The organism is Niastella sp. sgz303648 (assembly GCF_059587045.1).
On the sequence record NZ_JCAPSW010000017.1, the window covers coordinates 58454 to 78278 of the forward strand.

10 protein-coding genes are annotated in these 19825 nt (G+C 45.1%); 3 read left to right on the plus strand and 7 right to left on the minus strand.

Translation table 11 applies throughout. The annotated features are described in order from the left end of the window. The first annotated feature begins 85 nt into the window (after positions 1-85). A complete protein-coding gene (locus AC59IL_RS32345) occupies positions 86-7903 on the plus strand; it encodes a LamG-like jellyroll fold domain-containing protein (RefSeq protein ID WP_496556391.1) in 7818 nt (2605 codons plus the stop codon). An 80-nt stretch (positions 7904-7983) separates the two neighbouring features. Here AC59IL_RS32345 and AC59IL_RS32350 read toward each other — a convergent pair whose 3' ends face one another. From AC59IL_RS32350 to AC59IL_RS32370, 5 genes are all read right to left on the minus strand, one after another. After that, positions 7984-9000 carry a YncE family protein gene (locus AC59IL_RS32350; protein ID WP_496556392.1) on the minus strand — a complete coding sequence of 339 codons (1017 nt, stop codon included), beginning with the start codon at positions 8998-9000 and terminating at the stop codon, positions 7984-7986. Between the two features lie 30 nt (positions 9001-9030). Beyond that, positions 9031-9489 carry a PepSY-like domain-containing protein gene (locus AC59IL_RS32355; protein WP_496556393.1) on the minus strand — a complete coding sequence of 153 codons (459 nt, stop codon included), beginning with the start codon at positions 9487-9489 and terminating at the stop codon, positions 9031-9033. A 110-nt stretch (positions 9490-9599) separates the two neighbouring features. Then, positions 9600-12635 carry an efflux RND transporter permease subunit gene (locus tag AC59IL_RS32360; protein ID WP_496556394.1) on the minus strand — a complete coding sequence of 1012 codons (3036 nt, stop codon included), beginning with the start codon at positions 12633-12635 and terminating at the stop codon, positions 9600-9602. 12 nt (positions 12636-12647) lie between these two features. After that, the gene (locus tag AC59IL_RS32365) at positions 12648-13565 is read right to left on the minus strand and encodes an efflux RND transporter periplasmic adaptor subunit (RefSeq protein WP_496556395.1); all 918 of its coding nucleotides are present in this window, start codon (positions 13563-13565) and stop codon (positions 12648-12650) included. 12 nt (positions 13566-13577) lie between these two features. Continuing rightward, positions 13578-14864, minus strand: coding sequence for a TolC family protein (locus AC59IL_RS32370; RefSeq protein ID WP_496556396.1), 1287 nt, complete (start codon positions 14862-14864; stop codon positions 13578-13580). A 254-nt stretch (positions 14865-15118) separates the two neighbouring features. Here AC59IL_RS32370 and AC59IL_RS32375 point away from each other — a divergent pair, with 254 nt between their 5' ends. Together AC59IL_RS32375 and AC59IL_RS32380 are read left to right on the plus strand one after the other, a co-directional pair. After that, on the plus strand, positions 15119-17068 hold the full coding sequence (locus AC59IL_RS32375; RefSeq protein ID WP_496556397.1) for an LTA synthase family protein: 1950 nt from the start codon (positions 15119-15121) through the stop codon (positions 17066-17068). Positions 17069-17113: 45 nt separating this feature from the next. Further along, positions 17114-17899 (plus strand): phosphatase PAP2 family protein, encoded by a 786-nt coding sequence (locus AC59IL_RS32380; protein ID WP_496556398.1) that lies wholly within the window; start codon positions 17114-17116, stop codon positions 17897-17899. A 9-nt stretch (positions 17900-17908) separates the two neighbouring features. On the opposite strand, the gene AC59IL_RS32385 is transcribed toward AC59IL_RS32380, so the two are convergent. Continuing rightward, positions 17909-18184 (minus strand): helix-hairpin-helix domain-containing protein, encoded by a 276-nt coding sequence (locus tag AC59IL_RS32385; RefSeq protein WP_496556399.1) that lies wholly within the window; start codon positions 18182-18184, stop codon positions 17909-17911. 114 nt (positions 18185-18298) lie between these two features. Next, entirely contained in the window at positions 18299-19795 is a 1497-nt protein-coding gene (locus AC59IL_RS32390) for an MFS transporter (RefSeq protein WP_496556400.1), read from the minus strand. Positions 19796-19825: the final 30 nt, after the last annotated feature.

Sequence of the window (19825 nt, forward strand, 5' to 3'; positions counted from 1 at the left end):
GATTGTTATGTCTATGAGATTTCCTTTTCATTGTCTCTTAAAGAAGACTAAAATCCGGAACTGTCTATGGATAACAGTTATTACCATGTTGACTGGTACAGCTGCCATGGCACAACGCTTTGTGCATCCCGGCATACCGTTTACGAAGTATGACCTTGACCAGCTCAAAGCAAATATTACCAAAGAGCCCTGGCTATCGGCTTACAATGCCTTTGCAGGGGACTACCGCTCTAAACTTTCATACACGGGAAACCCCCAGGTTTCGGTGAGCCGTGCTCCGAATTTGTATAACACAGTTTGGATCAATGATATGATCGCGGTTCATCACCTGGCCTTTATGTGGATATTTACAGGCGACTCGGCTTATGCCCGCAGGGCGACCGACCTGCTGGATGCCTGGGCGGTGACCAATACGGTTTGGGGTGGTAATGAATCCATGCTCGATATTGGCGACTATGCCCAATGCTGGGCCACAGGCGCCGATATTTTGCGGGGCACGTTTCCCGGATGGACAGATTCGAATACCCTTCATGTTAAGAATTATTTTGCCAATGTACTCTATCCTACCGCCTTTGTGCCTTATCCGCTACGCGATGCCAACAAAGGCGCCCTTCAGTTGAAAATAGCGCTGGCTGCAGCAGCTTTCCTGGATGATGCTACTAAATTCAAAGAGGCCATTGATGTGTACCGCATGGATGCAGGCGGTGGCATGCGCAATTCACTCACAAACGGTGAAGTAGGTGATGCCGGGCGCGATGACCATTGGCGGGTACAGGCGGCAGCCCTGGTTTGGGGCGCTGAGGTAGCTTTCAAGCAGGGTATAGACATGTATGAAGAACTGGATAAACGTGTTTTGGCTATTGGCGAGTTGTATAACAAATATTCATTTGCAGGAGATACAATGACGTTTATTCCCATGGGTGGATATGCTTCTTTCTGGACCAGCTGGGGAATTCCAACAGGGTACAAGCAGGGCGACTATACTAACATTTTGAACGGAGCCTATAAGCTGCGCAAAGGTATTGCTACACCTTATAACGATATGATGCGGACAGCATTAATGCAGCCGGGCACCAGCTATTATTCTCCTGCCGGAGGCGATTTTTTATATCTGAAATCTTCCGATACTTCTACCGCAACAGTTCTTGCCCCGGTTTATTATCCGGCAGAGCATGTGCAGCCGGTAACTAATCTTACCAATGTTGATATTGGCAATCCTGGTATTGCCGGTAGTGCTTCTTATAACAACGGCGTGTGGACCGTAAACGCAGCGGGCAATTCAACAAGCAGTGCATTTAATTTTACTTTTAAGAAGATGAGTGGTGATGCCGGCCTTGTGGTAAAAGTGAACAGCATGTCGCTCAATTCGTCGGGTTGCGGTGTGATGATCCGCCAGTCACTGGCGCCCGGCTCCACTTTTTATGACATTTACCTCGCAGCCACGGGTGGTATTGGGAGGCATGGGCAGCCGAAAGCTCCGTGGTGGCTTAAGATCGAGCGGGTAGGCAACCGCATATTTACCTATCATTCACCTGATGGTGTTAACTGGACCGGTCTTAGTTGTTGGTATTCCCCTGCAGGTTATGCTAACGATCTGTATTATGGCTTTTACACGCTGTCAAACAATACTTCGGCACTCAATACGGCCGTTTTTACCAATGTAGGTTTCAGCCAGGCTGCTCCGGCGGGTTCTCCTGAAATCAGCAGTGTTACTTCGGCTACGGCTACCGTTGGTTCTCCATTTAATTATACGATCACTGCAAGCGGAGGCCCCACTACCTATAGTGCCGGCGGGCTTCCTTCGGGTTTGAGCATCGATGCTGCCACTGGTGTTATTTCAGGAACACCCACGGCAATAGGACAAAGTGAAGTAACCATCAGTGCAACGAATGCCACCGGTACAGGAACCGCCACTTTAATACTGAACGTGATTAATAGTGTTGCCCCGCCTGCGCCAGCTTCACTGGCCGCGTCGGTAGTGAACAGTACTCAAATCAAACTTACCTGGTCGGCGTCTGCTAATGCAACCACCTATTCGGTGAAGCGATCCCAGGCTTCAGGCGGGCCCTATACAACCATACAAACAGGTGTTACCGCCACCAACTTTATTGATGCCACACCTGTTCCCGAGGTAAATAATTACTATGTGGTGACAGCGCTTACCGGCAATAAAGAGAGTGCTATATCTAATGAAGTTTTTGCTGCAGTGCCACCGGCTGTTCCCGGCAAACCTGTAGTGACAAACAAAAACGGGCAGATAGATCTGGCATGGGATACAGCACATGGCGCCGCTACCTATAAAATAAAACGTTCGCTTGTTTCCGGCGGACCTTACACCGTCATCGCACAGGTTGCTGCAAACAGTTATTCTGATTTGAACGTTACCAACGGTACAGGATATTATTACGTTGTTTCATCTATGGGTAATACATTGGAAAGTGCGAACTCCATAGAATCATTCGGTGTGCCCGGTTCCAATACTTCTACCTGGAGCGCCACACCGGTATCTGAGAATTGGAGCAACGGCTCCAACTGGGTGGAAGGCACGGCGCCTGCCAGCCCGGCCCTGCTTACTTTCAAAAGCACTGCAGACAGCACTATAACAAACGACCTTACGGGGCTGCAGGTTTCGAGGTTGCTGTTCGATACTACCGCGAGCGATTACACGATCAGCGGTAACCCTATTAAACTGAAAACCGACCTCGTCAATAATTCGGCTTACACGCAAGCCATAAGCATGCCTGTTACAATAGACAGCCAGGTAACGGTAAGCGCCGTGTCGGGCATCAATATGACAGGTGTGGTAAGTGGTGCAGGCGGTTTGCTGAAGAGCGGAAGCGGTGTTCTGCAATTGACTGGTAAGAATACTTACTCAGGTAACACTACGCTTACCGGGGCCATTGCTATTGCCGGAACCGGAGCCGGAACATCGGGTACGCCCACATATGGTCCGTTGGGAACCGGAAAGATCATCATGAACGGCGGCACTATATACTCCGGTGACAGCGCGGCAACGATATACAACGATATTGAAGTGGCCGCAAATGCGAAAAGTTATTTGCTGCAAACCACGAATTCGATCACCCTTTACGGCCGCATTACCGGAAGCGGCACTTTCTGGGAAGATGGTAACGACTATCCGGGTGTGAACCTGTATGGCGATAACAGCGGTTTTACCGGAACATTTGTGGCAGCATTGCGCAGCGGAAGGAACCGCGTTCGCTTCATGGTGCCTGAATCGGGCAGCGCGAATGCGCTTTGGAACCTCGATGCCAATGGTATCGATTGTATTGGCATAGGCTTCACTTCCGGCACGCTTAATTTTGGCGGCCTCACCGGTCGTGGCTATTTCCGCAATGATGGCGGCGGCAAGCCAACCATCAGTATCGGCGCTTTAAATACCGACACCTGGTTTGGCGGTACATTGAACAATTATTTCGACGTTGTTAAAGTAGGTACGGGAACGCTTAATTTCACAGGCAACCATACCTATGGCGGAACAACTACCGTAAAAAATGGAAGGTTGTTATTGAATAATAATACCAGCACCGGCACCTTCGCCAGTGCAGTTGTTGTGCAGGGCGGCGCTTTTGGCGGAACCGGCAGAACACAGGCTGCTGTAAAGGTTGGAACGGGTTCCGGAACAGGTGCTTCCCTGGAGCCGGGCAGCGATGGTATCGGCACGTTCACTACAACGTCGGCCTTAACGATGTACACTGATGCCACTTTAAAAGCAGAACTGAGTATCCTGAATGATACATCAGATAAGGTGAGCGCGAACGGCGTAACGCTAAACAATCCCAAACTGGCAATAACAGGAATTGATTCCGGCGCTTTGGCATCGGGAACCAACCTGGTTATCATCGACAACAGCAGCAGTACCGCTGGAAGCGGTATAACGGGTACTTTCAACAATTTACCCGAACTGGCCCTGGTAACCGTGAAAGGTTATAATTTCCGTATTACTTATAGAGGCGGAGATGGCAATGACGTGGTGTTGCTGGATGAGCGTGTATTACCGGTCACTATCAGCAGTAAGACTGCCGACACTACCTTGCTTGGCAGATCATACACCTACACCATCACGGCCATTAAATCGCCCACCAGCTTTAATGCCACCGGTTTACCCGCAGGTTTAACGGTGAATACTTCCACGGGTGTTATAACAGGTACAGCTACTGTGGCAGGTTCGTTTGCAGTGACATTAACAGCCTCCAATGATACCAGCACCGCTACGGCGACATTGAATCTTTTAGTGCGCAACACTGTTGTTGACGGGGTAACGGCCATAGCTGGTACCGGAAAGAATACCATCGAATGGAACCAGGTGTTGAATCTTGGTTACAAGGTAAAGCGTGGCACTGCAGCTGCAGGTCCGTTCACTACGCTTGCAAACACGAGCAACACCTTCTATGTTGATTCAACAATTACAGCCGGCACCACTTACTATTATGTATTGGCGGCTTACGATTCAACGGGTGAATTTGGAAACAGCGCGGTGGTAACACCGGTTGTAACAACGGGCGCATACAGCTATTGGGATTTCAATGACAGCAGCGCTACAACAGCCAATGATCTCTGGGGCAGCCGCAAGGCAACGCTTAATTCGGGTGTTACCCGCGTAACCGGCGCCATTAAACAGGGCATCAGGCTCGATGGAACAACCAGTGGATATGCATCCCTTCCCTCCGGGGCTTTCACTTCGCTCAATGATTTTACTATATCAGGCTGGGTGAAAATGGATGTAGCCGCCAACTGGGCCAGAATGTTTGATTTTGGAACCGGCACCACTGCCTATATGTTCCTTGGAAGAAACAGCACCGGTTATTTGAGATATGCCATCACAACAGGTGGCGGTTCAAAGGAGCAGGGCATTACCAGTAACACGCCGATCAGCACCGGTATATACACGCATTTTGCAGTAACCTGGAGCGGCAACGTGGGTATCCTTTATATGAATGGAGTGGAAGTGGGACGCAACAGCGCCATGACATTGAAGCCATCGAGCCTGGGAACCACTACGCAAAACTGGTTCGGCCGTTCACAATATTCCGGTGATGCATATCTCACTGGTATCCTCGATGACATCCGCATCTATAGCCGCCAGTTGAGTGCATCAGAAATTCTGGGCATTGTGAATGCTACAGCGCCTTCCCAGCCAACAGGATTGACGGTGAATTCGGCGGGATCAAAGAATATAAAATTTACATGGACTGCATCTACAGGCGCAGCCAGCTATAGTATCAAGCGCTCAACAACAAGCGGTAGCGGGTATGCGGTTATTGCCAGCGGCGTTACAGCCACTTCGTATACCGATACAACGGTGGCCGGTGGTGGTCCGTATTACTATGTTGTAACAGCCCGGTCGGGTTTGTTTGAAAGCATTCCTTCCAATGAAGTAAATGTATTACTGGCCCCCGCAGCAGTAACTTATCCCATTGCTACCAGCTGGAATAAGCGGGTTGATGTAAGCTGGACAGGAGCATCAGGCGCCACCAGCTATACGGTGAAACGTACAACAGGAACAGATACAACGACGATTGCAACGCTTGCCGGTGTTACGTATAGTGATACCAGTGTAACGAATGGAACAGCTTATTCATATATTATATACGCTTCCAATTCGGTAGGAACAGGTGCCGCCAGCGCGGTGGCAACGGCTACTCCAATTAGTGCGCCGGTGGTGAATACCTGGTCGCACAGTGATGTAGGTTCAACAGTGCTCACGGGAAATGCCGGTTATGCAAATGGTATCACTGTTTATGGTTCCGGCGCCGATGTTTGGACCACTGTCGATGCTTTCCATTATACCTATCAGTCTTTAAGCGGTGATGGCGCCATTGTGGCTCATATAGCCAGCTTACAGAATTATGCAACAACTGCCACGATCAGCGGTGCTGCAAAAGCGGGCGTAATGATCAGGGAGTCGTTGGCGACAGGCTCAAGACATGGCTATGTGGATGTAACTCCTACAACAATAGAATTTATCCGGCGCTCTGCAACCAATGGCTCCAGTGTTGCCAGCTATGCTTCAGGCATTACAGCGCCCTATTGGTTGAAACTGGTCCGTTTGAAGGATACGTTGACGGCGTACCGTTCTGCAGATGGTATCAGTTGGACGAGCGTCGCCTCACAAACCATTAGCACGTTTGCAACAAATGCATACATTGGTTTGGCAGTGGTGAGCCATAATACGGCAGCTCTCGCCCGCGGCGTGTTCGACACGGTAAGTGTGGCCACTGCGGTTCCGGCCATTACCAGCGCGAAAACAGCTTCGGCTATTGTTGATTCGTCGTTCAACTTCCAGGTTACCGCAACCAATTCAGCGTATCATTATGGGGCTACCGGTTTGCCCACCGGATTATCGATAAACATAGGAACGGGTGTTATATCTGGCATACCGGCTGTTGCAGGTACTTTCCCTGTAGCTGTCGCTGCAACGAATGCATTGGGTACAACAACAGATACCTTGAAGATAACTGTTATGCGCAATCAGGTAATAACATTCCCTGCTTTAACCGAAGTGCATGTTGGCGTAGCCGACTTCGATGCAGGCGCAACAGCCTCATCAGGCCTGGCCATAAGCTATAGCAGCTCAAACGACAGCGTGGCAACAATAGTAAATGGTTTGATCCATATTGTTGGTAAAGGTGTTGCAACCATTACTGCTTCACAAACCGGAGATAGTACCTATAATGCTGCGCCAACAGTAAGCCGGCAATTGAATGTGTACATGCTGCCAGCAATAATAACCAAAAACATACAGGTGGCGGTAGGCAATGATGGAACGGCATCGGTTATTGCGCAGCAGGTCAATAACGGTTCAGTAAGCTACTCAGGGGCCTTAACATTAAGCCTTAACAGAACCGGTTTCAGTTGCGCTGATATTGGTACGCCTGTTACAGTAACGCTTACAGGAACCGATGCAGATGGACACTCAGATTCTGCAACAGCACAAGTAACGGTTGTTGACAGTCTGGCACCCGTTGTAACCGCGCCACAGGATCAGTTCTTCTGCTATAGCAATGGCGGTACATACACTGTTCCTTCTTTAACGGCAACAGATAATTGTGGTGTTGCTTCGGTAAGCTATGCTGTGAGCGGGGCTACATCGCGGAGCGGTACAGGAACCGATGCAAGCGGCGCCTATAATGCCGGCGTATCGACCATTTTATGGACGGTAACCGATGTTCATGGAAATGCCATCGCAAACACAACAAGGGTAACGGTAAATCCGGCGCTGAGCGCCACCATTCCCGATGTATATGCAATGAATCCGGCAGTGGATGCGAAGAATACCGTTTATATTGGGTATGGCCCAACTTCTCTTACTATTACTGCCACTTCTCAGGGAGGTACAACACCATACAGGTATTTGTGGAATACAGGAGACACCACAGCATCTGTTAGCGTGAGCGCGGCAGGAACCTATACGGTAACTGTTACAGACAGTAAGGGTTGTACCACTACTGCTTCAATAGTAATGAAAACGCTCGATGTACGATGTGGTAACAATAATACCAAAGTGATGATCTGTCATAATGCAAAAACCATTTGTATTTCGAAAGATGATGTGCAGAATCATTTAAATCATGGTGATTATTTAGGTTGCTGCACGGGTGCAGGAGCCCGCCAGGCTAATGAGGAAACACAAACCAATGGCAATGCTTCCTTAATCATTGTATATCCAAATCCTGTAAGTGAAAGACTCACTATTCAGTTAGGGGCCCTGAACACAGGTGCGGTGATGGAACTATACAATTCGGGTGGTGTATTAGTTGAAACTGAAAGACTGGTCAATAGAACCACAGAACTTTCTGTAAAAGCACTACCTGCAGGAATGTACTATGTAAGAATAAAGAATGGAGAAACTACCATTACGCACAAAATAGTGAAGTTGTAGTTAGTTGTTTTTAGTTTATGTTATCACGAGGCAGCCTCAATTGAGGCTGCCTCGTGAGTTTTTAGGCATATCATCCCTTATCAGTATTCCAATACCAGCACCTGAAAGGTATTGGGAACAATGGCCGGTCGTGCATTGGCTGTTGCAGCGGCTTCAAATTCGGCCGTTGGCAAATAAATCTTATGCGTGGTTGCATCGATCGCAATGGTTCTGGCGCCTTTTTTTGTAGTAACCGTGGCTATCTTATTAAAACTGTCTTTTGAGTTTTCCTTTATTACTGTTAATGTTCCATCGGCAGCGGAAGCAAAGATATAATTGTGTCCGGCATCAAATGCTACCCCATCGCAATCTGCTCCTATCGGTAACGAGGCAACTACCTTACCGTTCGCAGCATCCATTACAATCAGCATTTTATTATCGCTGCAACCCGAAAATAAACGGTTGGTTGCTTTGTCGAATGCCAGGCCGGTAGGCGCTTCGCCCGACCCCAGCGGCCAGTGATCCGTTACCTTAAAGCTGTTGGCATCGATGGCTACGATCTCGTTTTTGTTTTCGATATTAACATATAGCTTTCCCGCTCCATTGCTTACGACTTCTTCGGGTTTACCGCCAACGTCAACAGTAGCCACTGCTTTATCGCTCGCAGGATCAACAACGCTTACATCATGACTACGTCCATTGCAAACAATCACCCGTTTCGAATAGTCGTCGTAAATAATGGCATCAGGATTTTGCCCTACGGCTACCTGCCCAATAACAGCGTTTGTTTGCAAGTCAAATACAGTAAGTGTATTTAACCGGCCATTACTGGTATATCCTTTCTTTACTGCGGGTACGAAAGTAATACCATGTACGCCGGTTGTGTTGGGAATAACGGCTATTGAATCGCCTGTTGATTTATCAACAATGTTCACCTGCGTTCCATGCGATACATATAGTTTATTGGAATTAGGCTGCAATGACAGGTAATCCCAGCCACCGGAACCGGCTATATGAAAAGTAGTTGATAAATGAACGCCGGCCCCAGGCTGCGCCTTACAGCTATTGGCAACTATAACAAATAAGATTACCTGTACAACATTAAAAGTCCGTTTCATAAGAATAAAATTTGATTGGGATAGCTGTTATTAATCTTTTTCTTTTTCTGCTTTTCCTTCCTTTTCAGTTTTAATCAATTTACCATTGGAATCAAACACGTAGTCTGTACTATTGGCTTCTGCTTCATATACCACACTGCCATCGGCTTTGTTAATGATCGCTGTCTCTTTTATTTTCCGGCCTTTCAGGTGTTGGTCGATGTACTGCTTAACCGGTTGTGGCAATGCAGTAAAGGCAATAGCCGTTTCAGTTTCTTTCCATGTTCCGGAGGGATCGAAAACAGCGCTCATTTCGTTGCCGTCTTTTTTGAACTCTGATTCAAAATCCTTCTCTTCCATTGTCCAGGTTATTTTTGTAATACCCGGGTATTTCTTTGCCATAGCGGCTTTTACCGCTGCAGGCACTTTACTTTCAGATAGCTTTTGTGCGTAACTAAATGTGCTGAATAAGATGCCGGCGGCAAGCGTAAGAAAAATACTTCTTTTCATCGGTGCATTTTTAAGGTTAATAAATTGTTTTAAGCAATTAACATCCTTATTCTGAAGAAATATTGAAGTAACATAGTTGAATAGAATTTTTTATTACGGTTAAAATCTACTCATACAAATTGTCTTTTATCTTTATAAATAAGTCGTATGCCTGTTGGTAATACAACCAGTAACAGGGGCAACGCAATTAAAAATCCGCCGATCACTGCAATGGCTAAGGGCTGGTGCAACTGGGCGCCGGTGCCAATACCTAACGCCAGCGGCATAAGCGCAATAATGGCTCCGAGTGCTGTCATTAATTTGGGACGCAATCGGGTTGAGATAGAATAGATAATAGAATCATCTGCATTTTTTTCATGTAACGATTCCCTGAATTGCAGAAATGTGAATACTGCATTTTCACCAATTATTCCCACAATCATAATAAGACCCGTATAACTTCCTACATTCAGTGGTGTATGTGTAAGGTACAATGCCAGATAACTTCCTGATATGCCTAAAACGGCAATACCCAAAATAAGCAACGCTACCCAAAAGCTTCTGAACAGGAAAAGAATTACTGCAAACACCAGTAAACTGGATGTAATCAGTATCATCAGCAACTCATTGAACGATTGCTGCTGCTCGGCATAGGAGCCGCCATACTGAATATCATAAGACTGCGGAAGTTGCACCTCGGCAGCCAGCTTCTTCTGTATGTCTTTCATTACACTTCCCAGGTCGCGGTTTTCGAGGCGGGCCGTTACTACCCCCATCGATTGCAGGTTTTCTCTTTGTATTTCTGCATCACCCGAATTAACGCTTGCACGGGCCAATGCTGAAAAGGGTTTTAACCGACCATCGGGTAAAAATATTTTCAGGTTGTTGATATCACCCGTACTGAGCTTTCTGTTGCCGGGATATACCAGCCTGATAGCTGAATATTGCTCTTTTTCAAATAAATTACCAACAATATTTCCTTCGAGCGAAGTTTGTAACTGGTATTGAAAGTTGGCAGCTGTAAGACCAAATTGCGCCAGTTTTGCATAATCGGGTTGAATGCTGATAGATGGACCGGCAATCACTATTCCATTGAATACATCGGCTGTGCCGGGAACATTGGATATTTTGTCGGCAACCTGGCTGCTTAATTGTTGTAATTTTTTTTGATTATCGCCAAATATCTTTATTTCAACCGGCTGAACAGAGGTCATTAAATCGCCCAGCATATCACCAATCACCTGCCCAAAGTCAACACGCAATTCGGGCTGAGAGCTTTCTATTTTTTTTCGAATATCAGCAATTACATCATCCGTAGTTCTGTCTCTTTTCTTTTTTAACTGAATAAGATAATCACCACTGTTAGGTTCTGTAATAAAAAATCCCATTTGCGTTCCGGTTCTGCGCGAGTAGGCCTGCACTTCGGGTATAGTAGCGAGTATCTTTTCTACCTGGTGCAATTCACGATCGGTTTCATCGAGCGAAGTACCCGGTGGCGACGTGTAATCGAGTACAATGCTGCCTTCATCCATTTCGGGCAGGAAACCGGTTTCGAGTTGCGGAAGCAGAAATGCAATTAAACCAATCAGCACCACTACGATAATGATACTGATATAAGGTCTTCTGATAAAGAATGAAACCCATCTTTGTGTTTTTACACCGTGAGGTCTGATCCGTTGTGCAGCCGCGCTGCCATTATTTTTTGTAAGTAGCAAATACACCACAGGCAAACCGATCCAGGTTACAAAGAATGAACAAATGAGTGTAATGATCATGGTATTGGTCATTACACTGAAGTAAGCGCCGGCAACGCCGGTCATCAGTAAAAATGGAATAAAAATCACAATGGTGCTTACCGATGAACCCAGCATGGCAGGAAAAAGATAATGAATTGCTTTTTGCACCAGCGTGGTGCTGGGTTCGTCGGGATGTTCTTCATGGGTGCGATGAATTTGCTCTACCACCACAATGGCATCATCAATAATCAACCCAATGGCCGCAGCTATGGCGCCCAGGGTCATTATATTAAACGTATAGCCTATTGCATACAACACAATCAGGGTAAGGCATAGGGTTATGGGAATGGTGATCAGCAACGTAGTACTGGCTTTTAGCGACCGTAAAAAAATGATGGCTACAATAATGGCCAGCACCAGTCCGATCCATAAACTGTCTGTTACGCTGCGAATAGAATCTTTTACAAAATCGGCCTGTATGTAATAGGGAACTATGCGTACATCGGAGGGAAGGATTTTTTTCAGCTCAACGATCTTTTGTTCGATCTGGTTCGACAGGTCGACCAGATTGGCATTGGGTTGTTTAACCACTGCCACCAATACCCCATCCCTGCCATTGGCATTGATCTTAATATATTCTATGGCGCCATTTATCTGTATATCGGCAATATCTTTTAGCGTTACAATTCGTTTACCATCATTTTTTATTACAATCTGCTCCAGTTCGTCTTTGTTGTGTACCGTTGCATCTGTTACGGTAAGATACAAATAGCGATAGTCGGACAGAAAGCCGTTCGATTTAATAAAGTTCGACTGGCTTAATGCCGTATTAATCTGGTCGGGTGTTACAGAAAGCGTACTCATTTTCTGTACATTCAACTGAAGCCAGTATTCTTTTGTTTTGCCGCCGGTGACCCTGATCTCTGATACGCCATTGACCTGCGATAAAAAAGGCTTTACCGTATAATTGGCAATGAACTTTAATTCAATAGGCGATCGCGTGTTGCTTTCAAGCGAATATCCCATTACCGGAAGAATAGAAGGATTCATACGCGCCACGTTGATCTGCACTTCGGGTGGCAGCTGATTCCTGATCTCAGCTAATTTTGATTCAATCCGTTGCTGACTGATATCGATATTGGCATTCCAGTTCAAAAAGGCCGATATTTCGCAACTGCCGCGACTTGTTGTACTACGAATCATTTGCAGATCGGGCACCTGTTTGATGGCATTTTCCATTGGCCTGGTTACCGTTACCATCATTTTATCAACAGGCTGTAACCCGGCATCGGCAATGATCTTGATCTTGGGAAAGGTAATTTCAGGAAATAATGAGGTTTGTAATTTTGTGTAGATAAAAATACCACCGGTGATGGTGAGCACCAGCAAAACGATGATCGGGTTTTTATAAGAGAGAAAAAAGTTGTTCACCTGTAGCAATTTTTACTGGTTCACTATTTTAATCTTTGCCGTATCGGGTAATCCATAATTACCGGTTAACAGAAACTTATCCGTTGCTGAAAATTTTGGTGAAACGATCTCGACCCGGTCGTTGGTTTCGAGACCCTTTGTAACGGGCACTTTCACTGCCGTAGCGCTATCTATTATTTTCATTACCCAAAATTCGGTTTGTGTTTCGTTGCTCAATACGGCTGGTTTTGGCAATGATACCGCATTGGGCTTTGCCACTTTTTCGATCGTTACTTTTGCCACCAGGTTCACCGGTAACTGTTGCTGGTTTACTTTTATAAAAATATTTTGTGTTTGCGAAGCAGAATCAACCATGGCTGTTATTTCAGTTATTGTTCCGCTCAGCGACTGGCCATCGGGTAATTTTAACTGAACGTTTCTTTTTCCTAAAACATAGGGCCGTAGTTCATAGGGAAGATTCAATACAAACACAAAGCTGTTCACATTATTGATAACCGCCAGTTGTTCACCTTCCTGCACATAATCGCCTTTTTGATGGTTTACTTCTGATATATGACCTGTTATAGCGGCCCGAATAGTAATAAGACCTGAAAACTTAAAAGTAGAATCCAGCGAATTGATGGTATTGCCAATACTTTGGGCTTCTTTTGTTTTCAGTACAAACAATTCGCCGCCTGCCGAAATTGTTTTTCCCAACACCGCATTTACTGTTTGCAGATAGCCATTGGCACTGGCTTTTACAACGCTCTTTTGTATAAAGGCCGAAGTGGCATTCAGTTCAATGTATTCGACCATAGGCCCGGTATTAATAGTAGTAGCCGTTACAGGAGTAATCACCGGGGGCTCCTGAGCATCGGTTTCTGACGCCTGCTGCTGGCCGCAGGAAGCAATAAAAACGGCTAATAAAAAATATAAAACCAATTTAATCATATACAATCCGTATTACCTGTTCCAGTAGTTAAGCTGGTTGATAATTTTTAAACGATTAATATAATTTTGAGTGACAAGGTACCTGGCATTAAAATAATTGGTAAGCGACAATATAAAATCGGTTACCCGTATATCGCCTGTGCCCAGCAGCTTTTCATTTACAGTAATAAGTGTGTCGGTATACCTGATCTGCTGATTAATGTCGCTGATAAGTTTTTCGGTTGATCGTAACTGCTGCATTAGCTGGAATATCTGTTGCTGGCGCTGGTTGATAAAATAATCTCTTTTTGCCAGTCGTGTTTTTTCCTGCAGGTTGATTTTTTCATACTGAAATTTTCTTTGCCGTCCATCATATATGGGTACCGTAAGGTTTAAGCCAATACTGGCGCCCCAGTTTTTAGCAGGTTGAATGGTAAGACTGGAATTATACCCTGCATCGGCAAAGGCATTGATCTTTGGCCGGTAGTTTATGTCAATCAGCGCTCTGTCATTCCTGAGCTTCAGGCTATCGAGAATATATTGCCGGTAAAATGCTGATGAAGTATAATCGGGCAAAACATTCAATGTAAGCTGCGGATCCTGCAATGGCGTTGCTTCCAGTGTATCTGGTATACCGGCCAGGTAATTGAGGGTAGCATAGTCATTGGCGTATTGTATTTCAAGTTGCGATGTGGTAAGCAATTGTTGCTGCTTTGTAACAGCAAATGCCAGGTAATCGGCCTGTTTGAACACATTGCTTTGCGTGAGCTTTTTCAACAGGGTATCTTCCCTGGCTAAAAGACCATTAATTTCCTGGTTGAATTGTAACTGCATCCAGTCGCCAAAGGCGGTAACATATTGATCAGTGATCGCTTTTTTGATATCCTGTTCGGTTAGTCTGATGTTGTTGGAGGCCGTTTGCGCCTGTATTTGAAAGCTGGCGATCTGCGTGGTTATACTTCTTCTGCCCAAAAATGTTTTATTAACCGAAAGCATTCCCGATAACTGTCCCTGATTCGTTATCACCTCATCATAACCAACTCCATTAATAACAGGCGCATACAGGTTGTTGCTGTTGGCGCTTACCTGGGGCCGCAAGGTGGCCCGTACAATCTGGCTATCGAGCGAAAAGGATAATGCCTGGTTTTGAAAATCTTTAATTAACGGACTGTTCTTTATAGCATAACCCAGGTAATAATCAAGCGTGTTGTTATACTGGGCCGATACCCCTAATGAAATCAGACACACCAGTATAACGGTACCCGTTCTTAGAAAGTAAGAACCAATGCCTGTTTTTTGCCGGAATTTTACTGCCTCCATTGCTTATCAATTCAATTCTATTCTTTTTGCATTCAAAAATCAGACCTCTGGCCGGAAAGGGATGTAACTATGCTATAAAAACGAAACAGCAGTAAGGACTCTATTATCACTTTTAACAACCTGCCACCATATTAATAGCAAGCTATACGGGAAATCTGGTGAAATATTGAAGACCAGGAGGGTAGGGGCGGCGATCAACATTCGCTTCAGATTTTCTTCAGATTTGCCCTCTATTTTGCCCGATTTACTAACTTATGACTATAGCCAGAACAAGATATTCGATCCTTTTTTATTTTATCCTGTTTTTCCTGCTCATTTCTTTTTTAACAAGAACTATCTTATTGGTGTTGTCGTTTCACAAGGCTAATATCACTTTTCTGTCGCTTTTTAGCATTTATGGAAAAGGACTTGTTTTCGATACCATGGTAGCTCTTTTCTTTAGCACAGCATATGCCTTATACCTGTTGTTGCTGCCGGAACGGTGGAATAATTCAACCATAAACAGAATAATTACATATATCTGCTTTTTTATAGTTGTGCTGATCATAATGTTCTCTTTTTTTGCCGAGTTTGTGTTTTGGGATGAATTTGAAAGCCGGTTTAATTTTATAGCTGTAGACTACCTGGTGTATACGTTCGAGGTGATCAATAACATCAACCAATCGTATCCCTTGCCCTGGCTGATCAGTGGAATGGTGTTGCTTACCGGGCTGGTTATTTTTATCTTTTATAAAAGGAAGATTTTTTACCAGAGTTTTCATGCCAAAACCAGTTTTAAAAACCGGTTATTATTAACAGGTACCCTGTTAGCAGTTACCCTGGCCGGTTATTTTTTTGTATCCAATACCTGGGCCGATACAGGCAGCAACCGGTACCGGAACGAACTGGCAAAATCAGGCATCTTTTCATTTTTTGCCGCCTTCAAAAACAACGAACTGAACTACTATGATTTTTATGTAAAAGAAGATGAGGTCACTGCCTTTAAAATAGTTAAGGATCAATTGCAGGATGCTGTTACTCAATTTACCGGCCCGCAAACAAGCATCAGGCGGATGATCAAAAATCAGGGTGTTGCCCGTCAGCCTAATGTAATACTGGTAACCATTGAAAGTTTCAGTGCCGATTTTATGCAACATTTTGGCAACACGCAGGGGCTTACTCCTGTGCTTGATTCTCTGTCCAACAAAAGCATTTTATTTACCGATATGTATGCAACCGGTACCCGTACTGTTCGGGGAATGGAAGCCCTGACTTTATGTGTGCCGCCAACACCTGGTAATAGTATTGTACGCAGAAATGACAATGACCATTTGTTTTCTGTTGGCCACATATTTAAAAAGGCGGGATATAAAAGAGGCTTTTTCTATGGTGGTGACGGATATTTTGATAACATGAACAATTTCTTTGGCAATAACGGATTTGATATTATCGATAAAGGCGCACGCCTGGTGCCCGGTGAACACCTGAACACAACGCGTACTATCATTGCCGATCAATACATTCATTTTAAAAATGCCTGGGGTATTTGTGATGAAGACCTGTACGATGCGGTTATTCGTGATGCCGATTTGCAATACAGCCGGCAGCAATCTTTTTTTGATTTCGTAATGACCACTTCCAATCACAGGCCATATACCTATCCCGAAGGAAAGATCGATATTCAATCAGGTTCGGGCCGGGAGGGCGCTGTAAAGTATACCGATTATGCCATTGGCGAATTTCTTAAAAAAATACGCTCAAAGCCCTGGTTTAATAACACGGTAGTCATTTTTGTAGCCGATCATTGCGCCAGCAGTGCCGGTAAAAATGAAATTAATGTTTCAAAATACCATATCCCCTGCATCATTTATAATCTTGAACCAGACAGAGGCCGGTTAATTACTGAACAATGTTCGCAGATTGACCTTTTTGCTACTTTATTTGGTTTGCTGAACTGGCAATATGAATCTGCCTGGTATGGCCGCAATGTGCTGATACCGGGCTATCAGCCACGCGCATGGGTAGCTACTTATCAAAAGCTTGGATATCTGCAACACGATAGCCTTGTTATTTTGAGTCCGCAGCAACATGTAGCAACAAGCGCCTGGAATAAGCAAACCGATGAACAAAAAGCAATAACCGCAGATCCGGTGTTGACCAAAAAAGCCATTGCCAGTTACCAAACGGCCTATTATCTGTATAAAAACGGGGGCATGAAAGAATAATAGGGGGGCAGGGACCACACCTTTGCTTATCAAAAAAACAAAACCATGCTATTAAAGCAAACTATGCTGCTCATAGGCATACTGCCTTGTTTTCTCAACGCTTCATCACAAAACACCGGCATAGCACCAGCAACCGACAGCACTTTAAATATGCGGCAGCCGGTAATTATTGAAAAACCACGTTTACACTGGCAGCCGGTTGTTGCTTCGGGCATTATGATTACGTATGGTATCATTGCCCTCAAAAGCGACCAGCTACAGGCATGGAATTACGAAGTAAAAGACGAGATATGGAATGAAACGCCCCATAAGCAGGTGCATATTGATAATTATCTTCAATGGGCGCCGGCTGCTTCTGTTTTTGCATTGAGCCTGGCCGGCGTGCATGCACAGCACAGTTATACAGACCGTATTTTTATTGGCGGCATTGCTACCCTTATTCAAAGTTCATTGGTGGCTTCAATAAAAAAGATAAGCGATGAAACCAGGCCAAATGGCGAAAGCAACCAGTCATTTCCCTCGGGGCATACATCGAACGCATTTGCAGGAGCTGAGTTGCTGCGACGTGAATATTGGGATGAATCGCCCTGGTATGGTGTGGCCGGATATCTTATGGCGGCAACAACCGGTTTTATGAGAATGTATAATAACAAACACTGGCTGAGTGATGTGATAGCCGGCGCAGGAACAGGTATACTATCAACCAACCTCGCCTATTATATTTATCCTTTTGTGAAACGGGTTATTTCCGGAAAACATACTGTTTCAACAATTATATTACCAACGTATCAAAATGGCGCTATAGGTATTGCCCTGCTGCATCCGTTTTGAGGGATGCAGTCATTTTTTATCTTTCCAATTCCACCATTTCAGTTTTTCGGTTTCGTGTTGTTCTTTTGGTGTGTTGGCATAATATACTGCACATTTAAAAACATACAGTACACAACGGTCCTGAACTACACCTGCAAAACGATTTGAAAGGTCGTAAAGCAATTCCGGGTCTTTTTCTTTGAGGTCAGAAATTTTTGTAATACCAATATTCCAAAGGTCGGTAGCCAAGGATTTACCAACTCCGGGGATTTGAACAAGGTCTTTTATTGCTTCCTGCTTTGTCATTTACTTTTTGAAAGTTTCTTTTATAAAAATAAAAAACCCTTCGGAAAGAAAGGGTTTATATGATTTAAAAGTATAATCCCTGGTATCATTCCTGATGCGCATGGCTTTTTTCGATCAACGCGGCATTTTTTCAAATTTGTCCGCCAGTTGCGGTGCTTCTTTTTTCATCATATTTGTAATAACCTGATGCATCCAAATTAAGCAGGTACAAGATAGCAGGCACACAAACATCCAGGAGCTCGTCCATAACCCGGTTAGGTTTAAAAGATAACCAAACAGAATAGGACCAACAAACCCTCCAAGCCCGCCGATCATGCCCACCATGCCTCCTACTGCGCCAATTTCGTTAGGAAAATATTCCGGTATATGCTTAAACACAGCGGCCGTGCCAATGCCCCAACAAGCGCCAATTAAAATGATGATGGCCACAAGCACCCACATATTGGCATTGAAGAAAATCATGGTGGTACCCTGGGCCAGCAATTGTTTTTTAGCCACTTTATCGCCCTGCTTTACCATGGGTTCCTGCCATACATCTTTCGCTGGTAATATCAGCGCTTCCCTGTCTGTTTGCTCAAATTTGCGGCTCTTTTGTATAATAGGATATTGTTTTTGATCTACCTGTATAACCGAATCTGAAACCAGCGTAACGGTCCCGGCCTGCGTTGCCATAATGCCGGTACCGGGAGAGTAAATTTCCATACGTGGAATAATCAGCAAAAAGCTTAACGCAACAGAACTACCCAATACCCAATACATCACTCTTCGGGCGCCATATTTATCAGAAAGCCACCCACCCACGGCCCTGAAAGCACCTGCCGGCAGGCTAAAGGCCGATGCCAGAAAACCCGCAGTGATCAGGTTTACATTATACACGTTTACAAAATAGGGTAGCAGCCACTGTGAGAAAGTGACAAAACAACCAAAGGCTAAAAAATAATACAAACCAAACCGCCACACCCGTACGTTTTTCAGGGGCTGTAATAATTTAAGCAGGGTCTTATCTGATGATTCAGGCTTTTTATTTTTTGTGAATACAAGAAAAAGGATGCCGATAACGACTAAAGCAACAGCATATATAACAGGTAACCGCCGCCAGCCTTCGGGGTTGGCACCATTGCCGGTTAATGATTTTAATAAGGAAGGCGCCAACAGGGTGGTAAGTGCAGAACCAATATTGCCCAATCCGAACAATCCCAACGCCCTGCCCTGCCAGTTTTTGGGGTACCACACCGATGTAAACCCAACGCCGATGGAAAAACTGGTGCCTAACAACCCAAAGAAAAAACTCAGGGCCAAAAAAGCGCCATAACTATTAGCCTTTGATAAAAGAAACATGGGCACTGAACAGCCCAGTAATAAAGCAGTGAACACCCACTTGCCGCCTATCCTGTCGGTAAGTATGCCCATAGGCAGCCGCATCAACGATCCTGTGAGCACGGGCACACCCAACAGCCATCCAACTTCTACCAGACTCCAGTTAAAAATACCGGCATCTACCAGGTAAGTTACCAGTACGCCATTCAACATCCAGCCGGCAAAGCAAACAACAAATGCAAGAGTATTGAAAAGTAATATGCGGTGCGCTGTTGGTGATAGTGAGTTGACCATACAGTTAAAAAATTCGTTGTGATTTAATAT

Bases quoted from the DNA above. Each gene is read 5' to 3' on its own strand.
- AC59IL_RS32345 (WP_496556391.1), top strand. From the start codon at position 86: ATGTTGACTGGTACAGCTGCCATGGCACAACGCTTTGTGCATCCCGGC.
- AC59IL_RS32350 (WP_496556392.1), bottom strand. From the start codon at position 9,000: ATGAAACGGACTTTTAATGTTGTACAGGTAATCTTATTTGTTATAGTT.
- AC59IL_RS32355 (WP_496556393.1), bottom strand. From the start codon at position 9,489: ATGAAAAGAAGTATTTTTCTTACGCTTGCCGCCGGCATCTTATTCAGC.
- AC59IL_RS32365 (WP_496556395.1), bottom strand. From the start codon at position 13,565: ATGATTAAATTGGTTTTATATTTTTTATTAGCCGTTTTTATTGCTTCC.
- AC59IL_RS32370 (WP_496556396.1), bottom strand. From the start codon at position 14,864: ATGGAGGCAGTAAAATTCCGGCAAAAAACAGGCATTGGTTCTTACTTT.
- AC59IL_RS32375 (WP_496556397.1), top strand. From the start codon at position 15,119: ATGACTATAGCCAGAACAAGATATTCGATCCTTTTTTATTTTATCCTG.
- AC59IL_RS32380 (WP_496556398.1), top strand. From the start codon at position 17,114: ATGCTATTAAAGCAAACTATGCTGCTCATAGGCATACTGCCTTGTTTT.
- AC59IL_RS32385 (WP_496556399.1), bottom strand. From the start codon at position 18,184: ATGACAAAGCAGGAAGCAATAAAAGACCTTGTTCAAATCCCCGGAGTT.
- AC59IL_RS32390 (WP_496556400.1), bottom strand. From the start codon at position 19,795: ATGGTCAACTCACTATCACCAACAGCGCACCGCATATTACTTTTCAAT.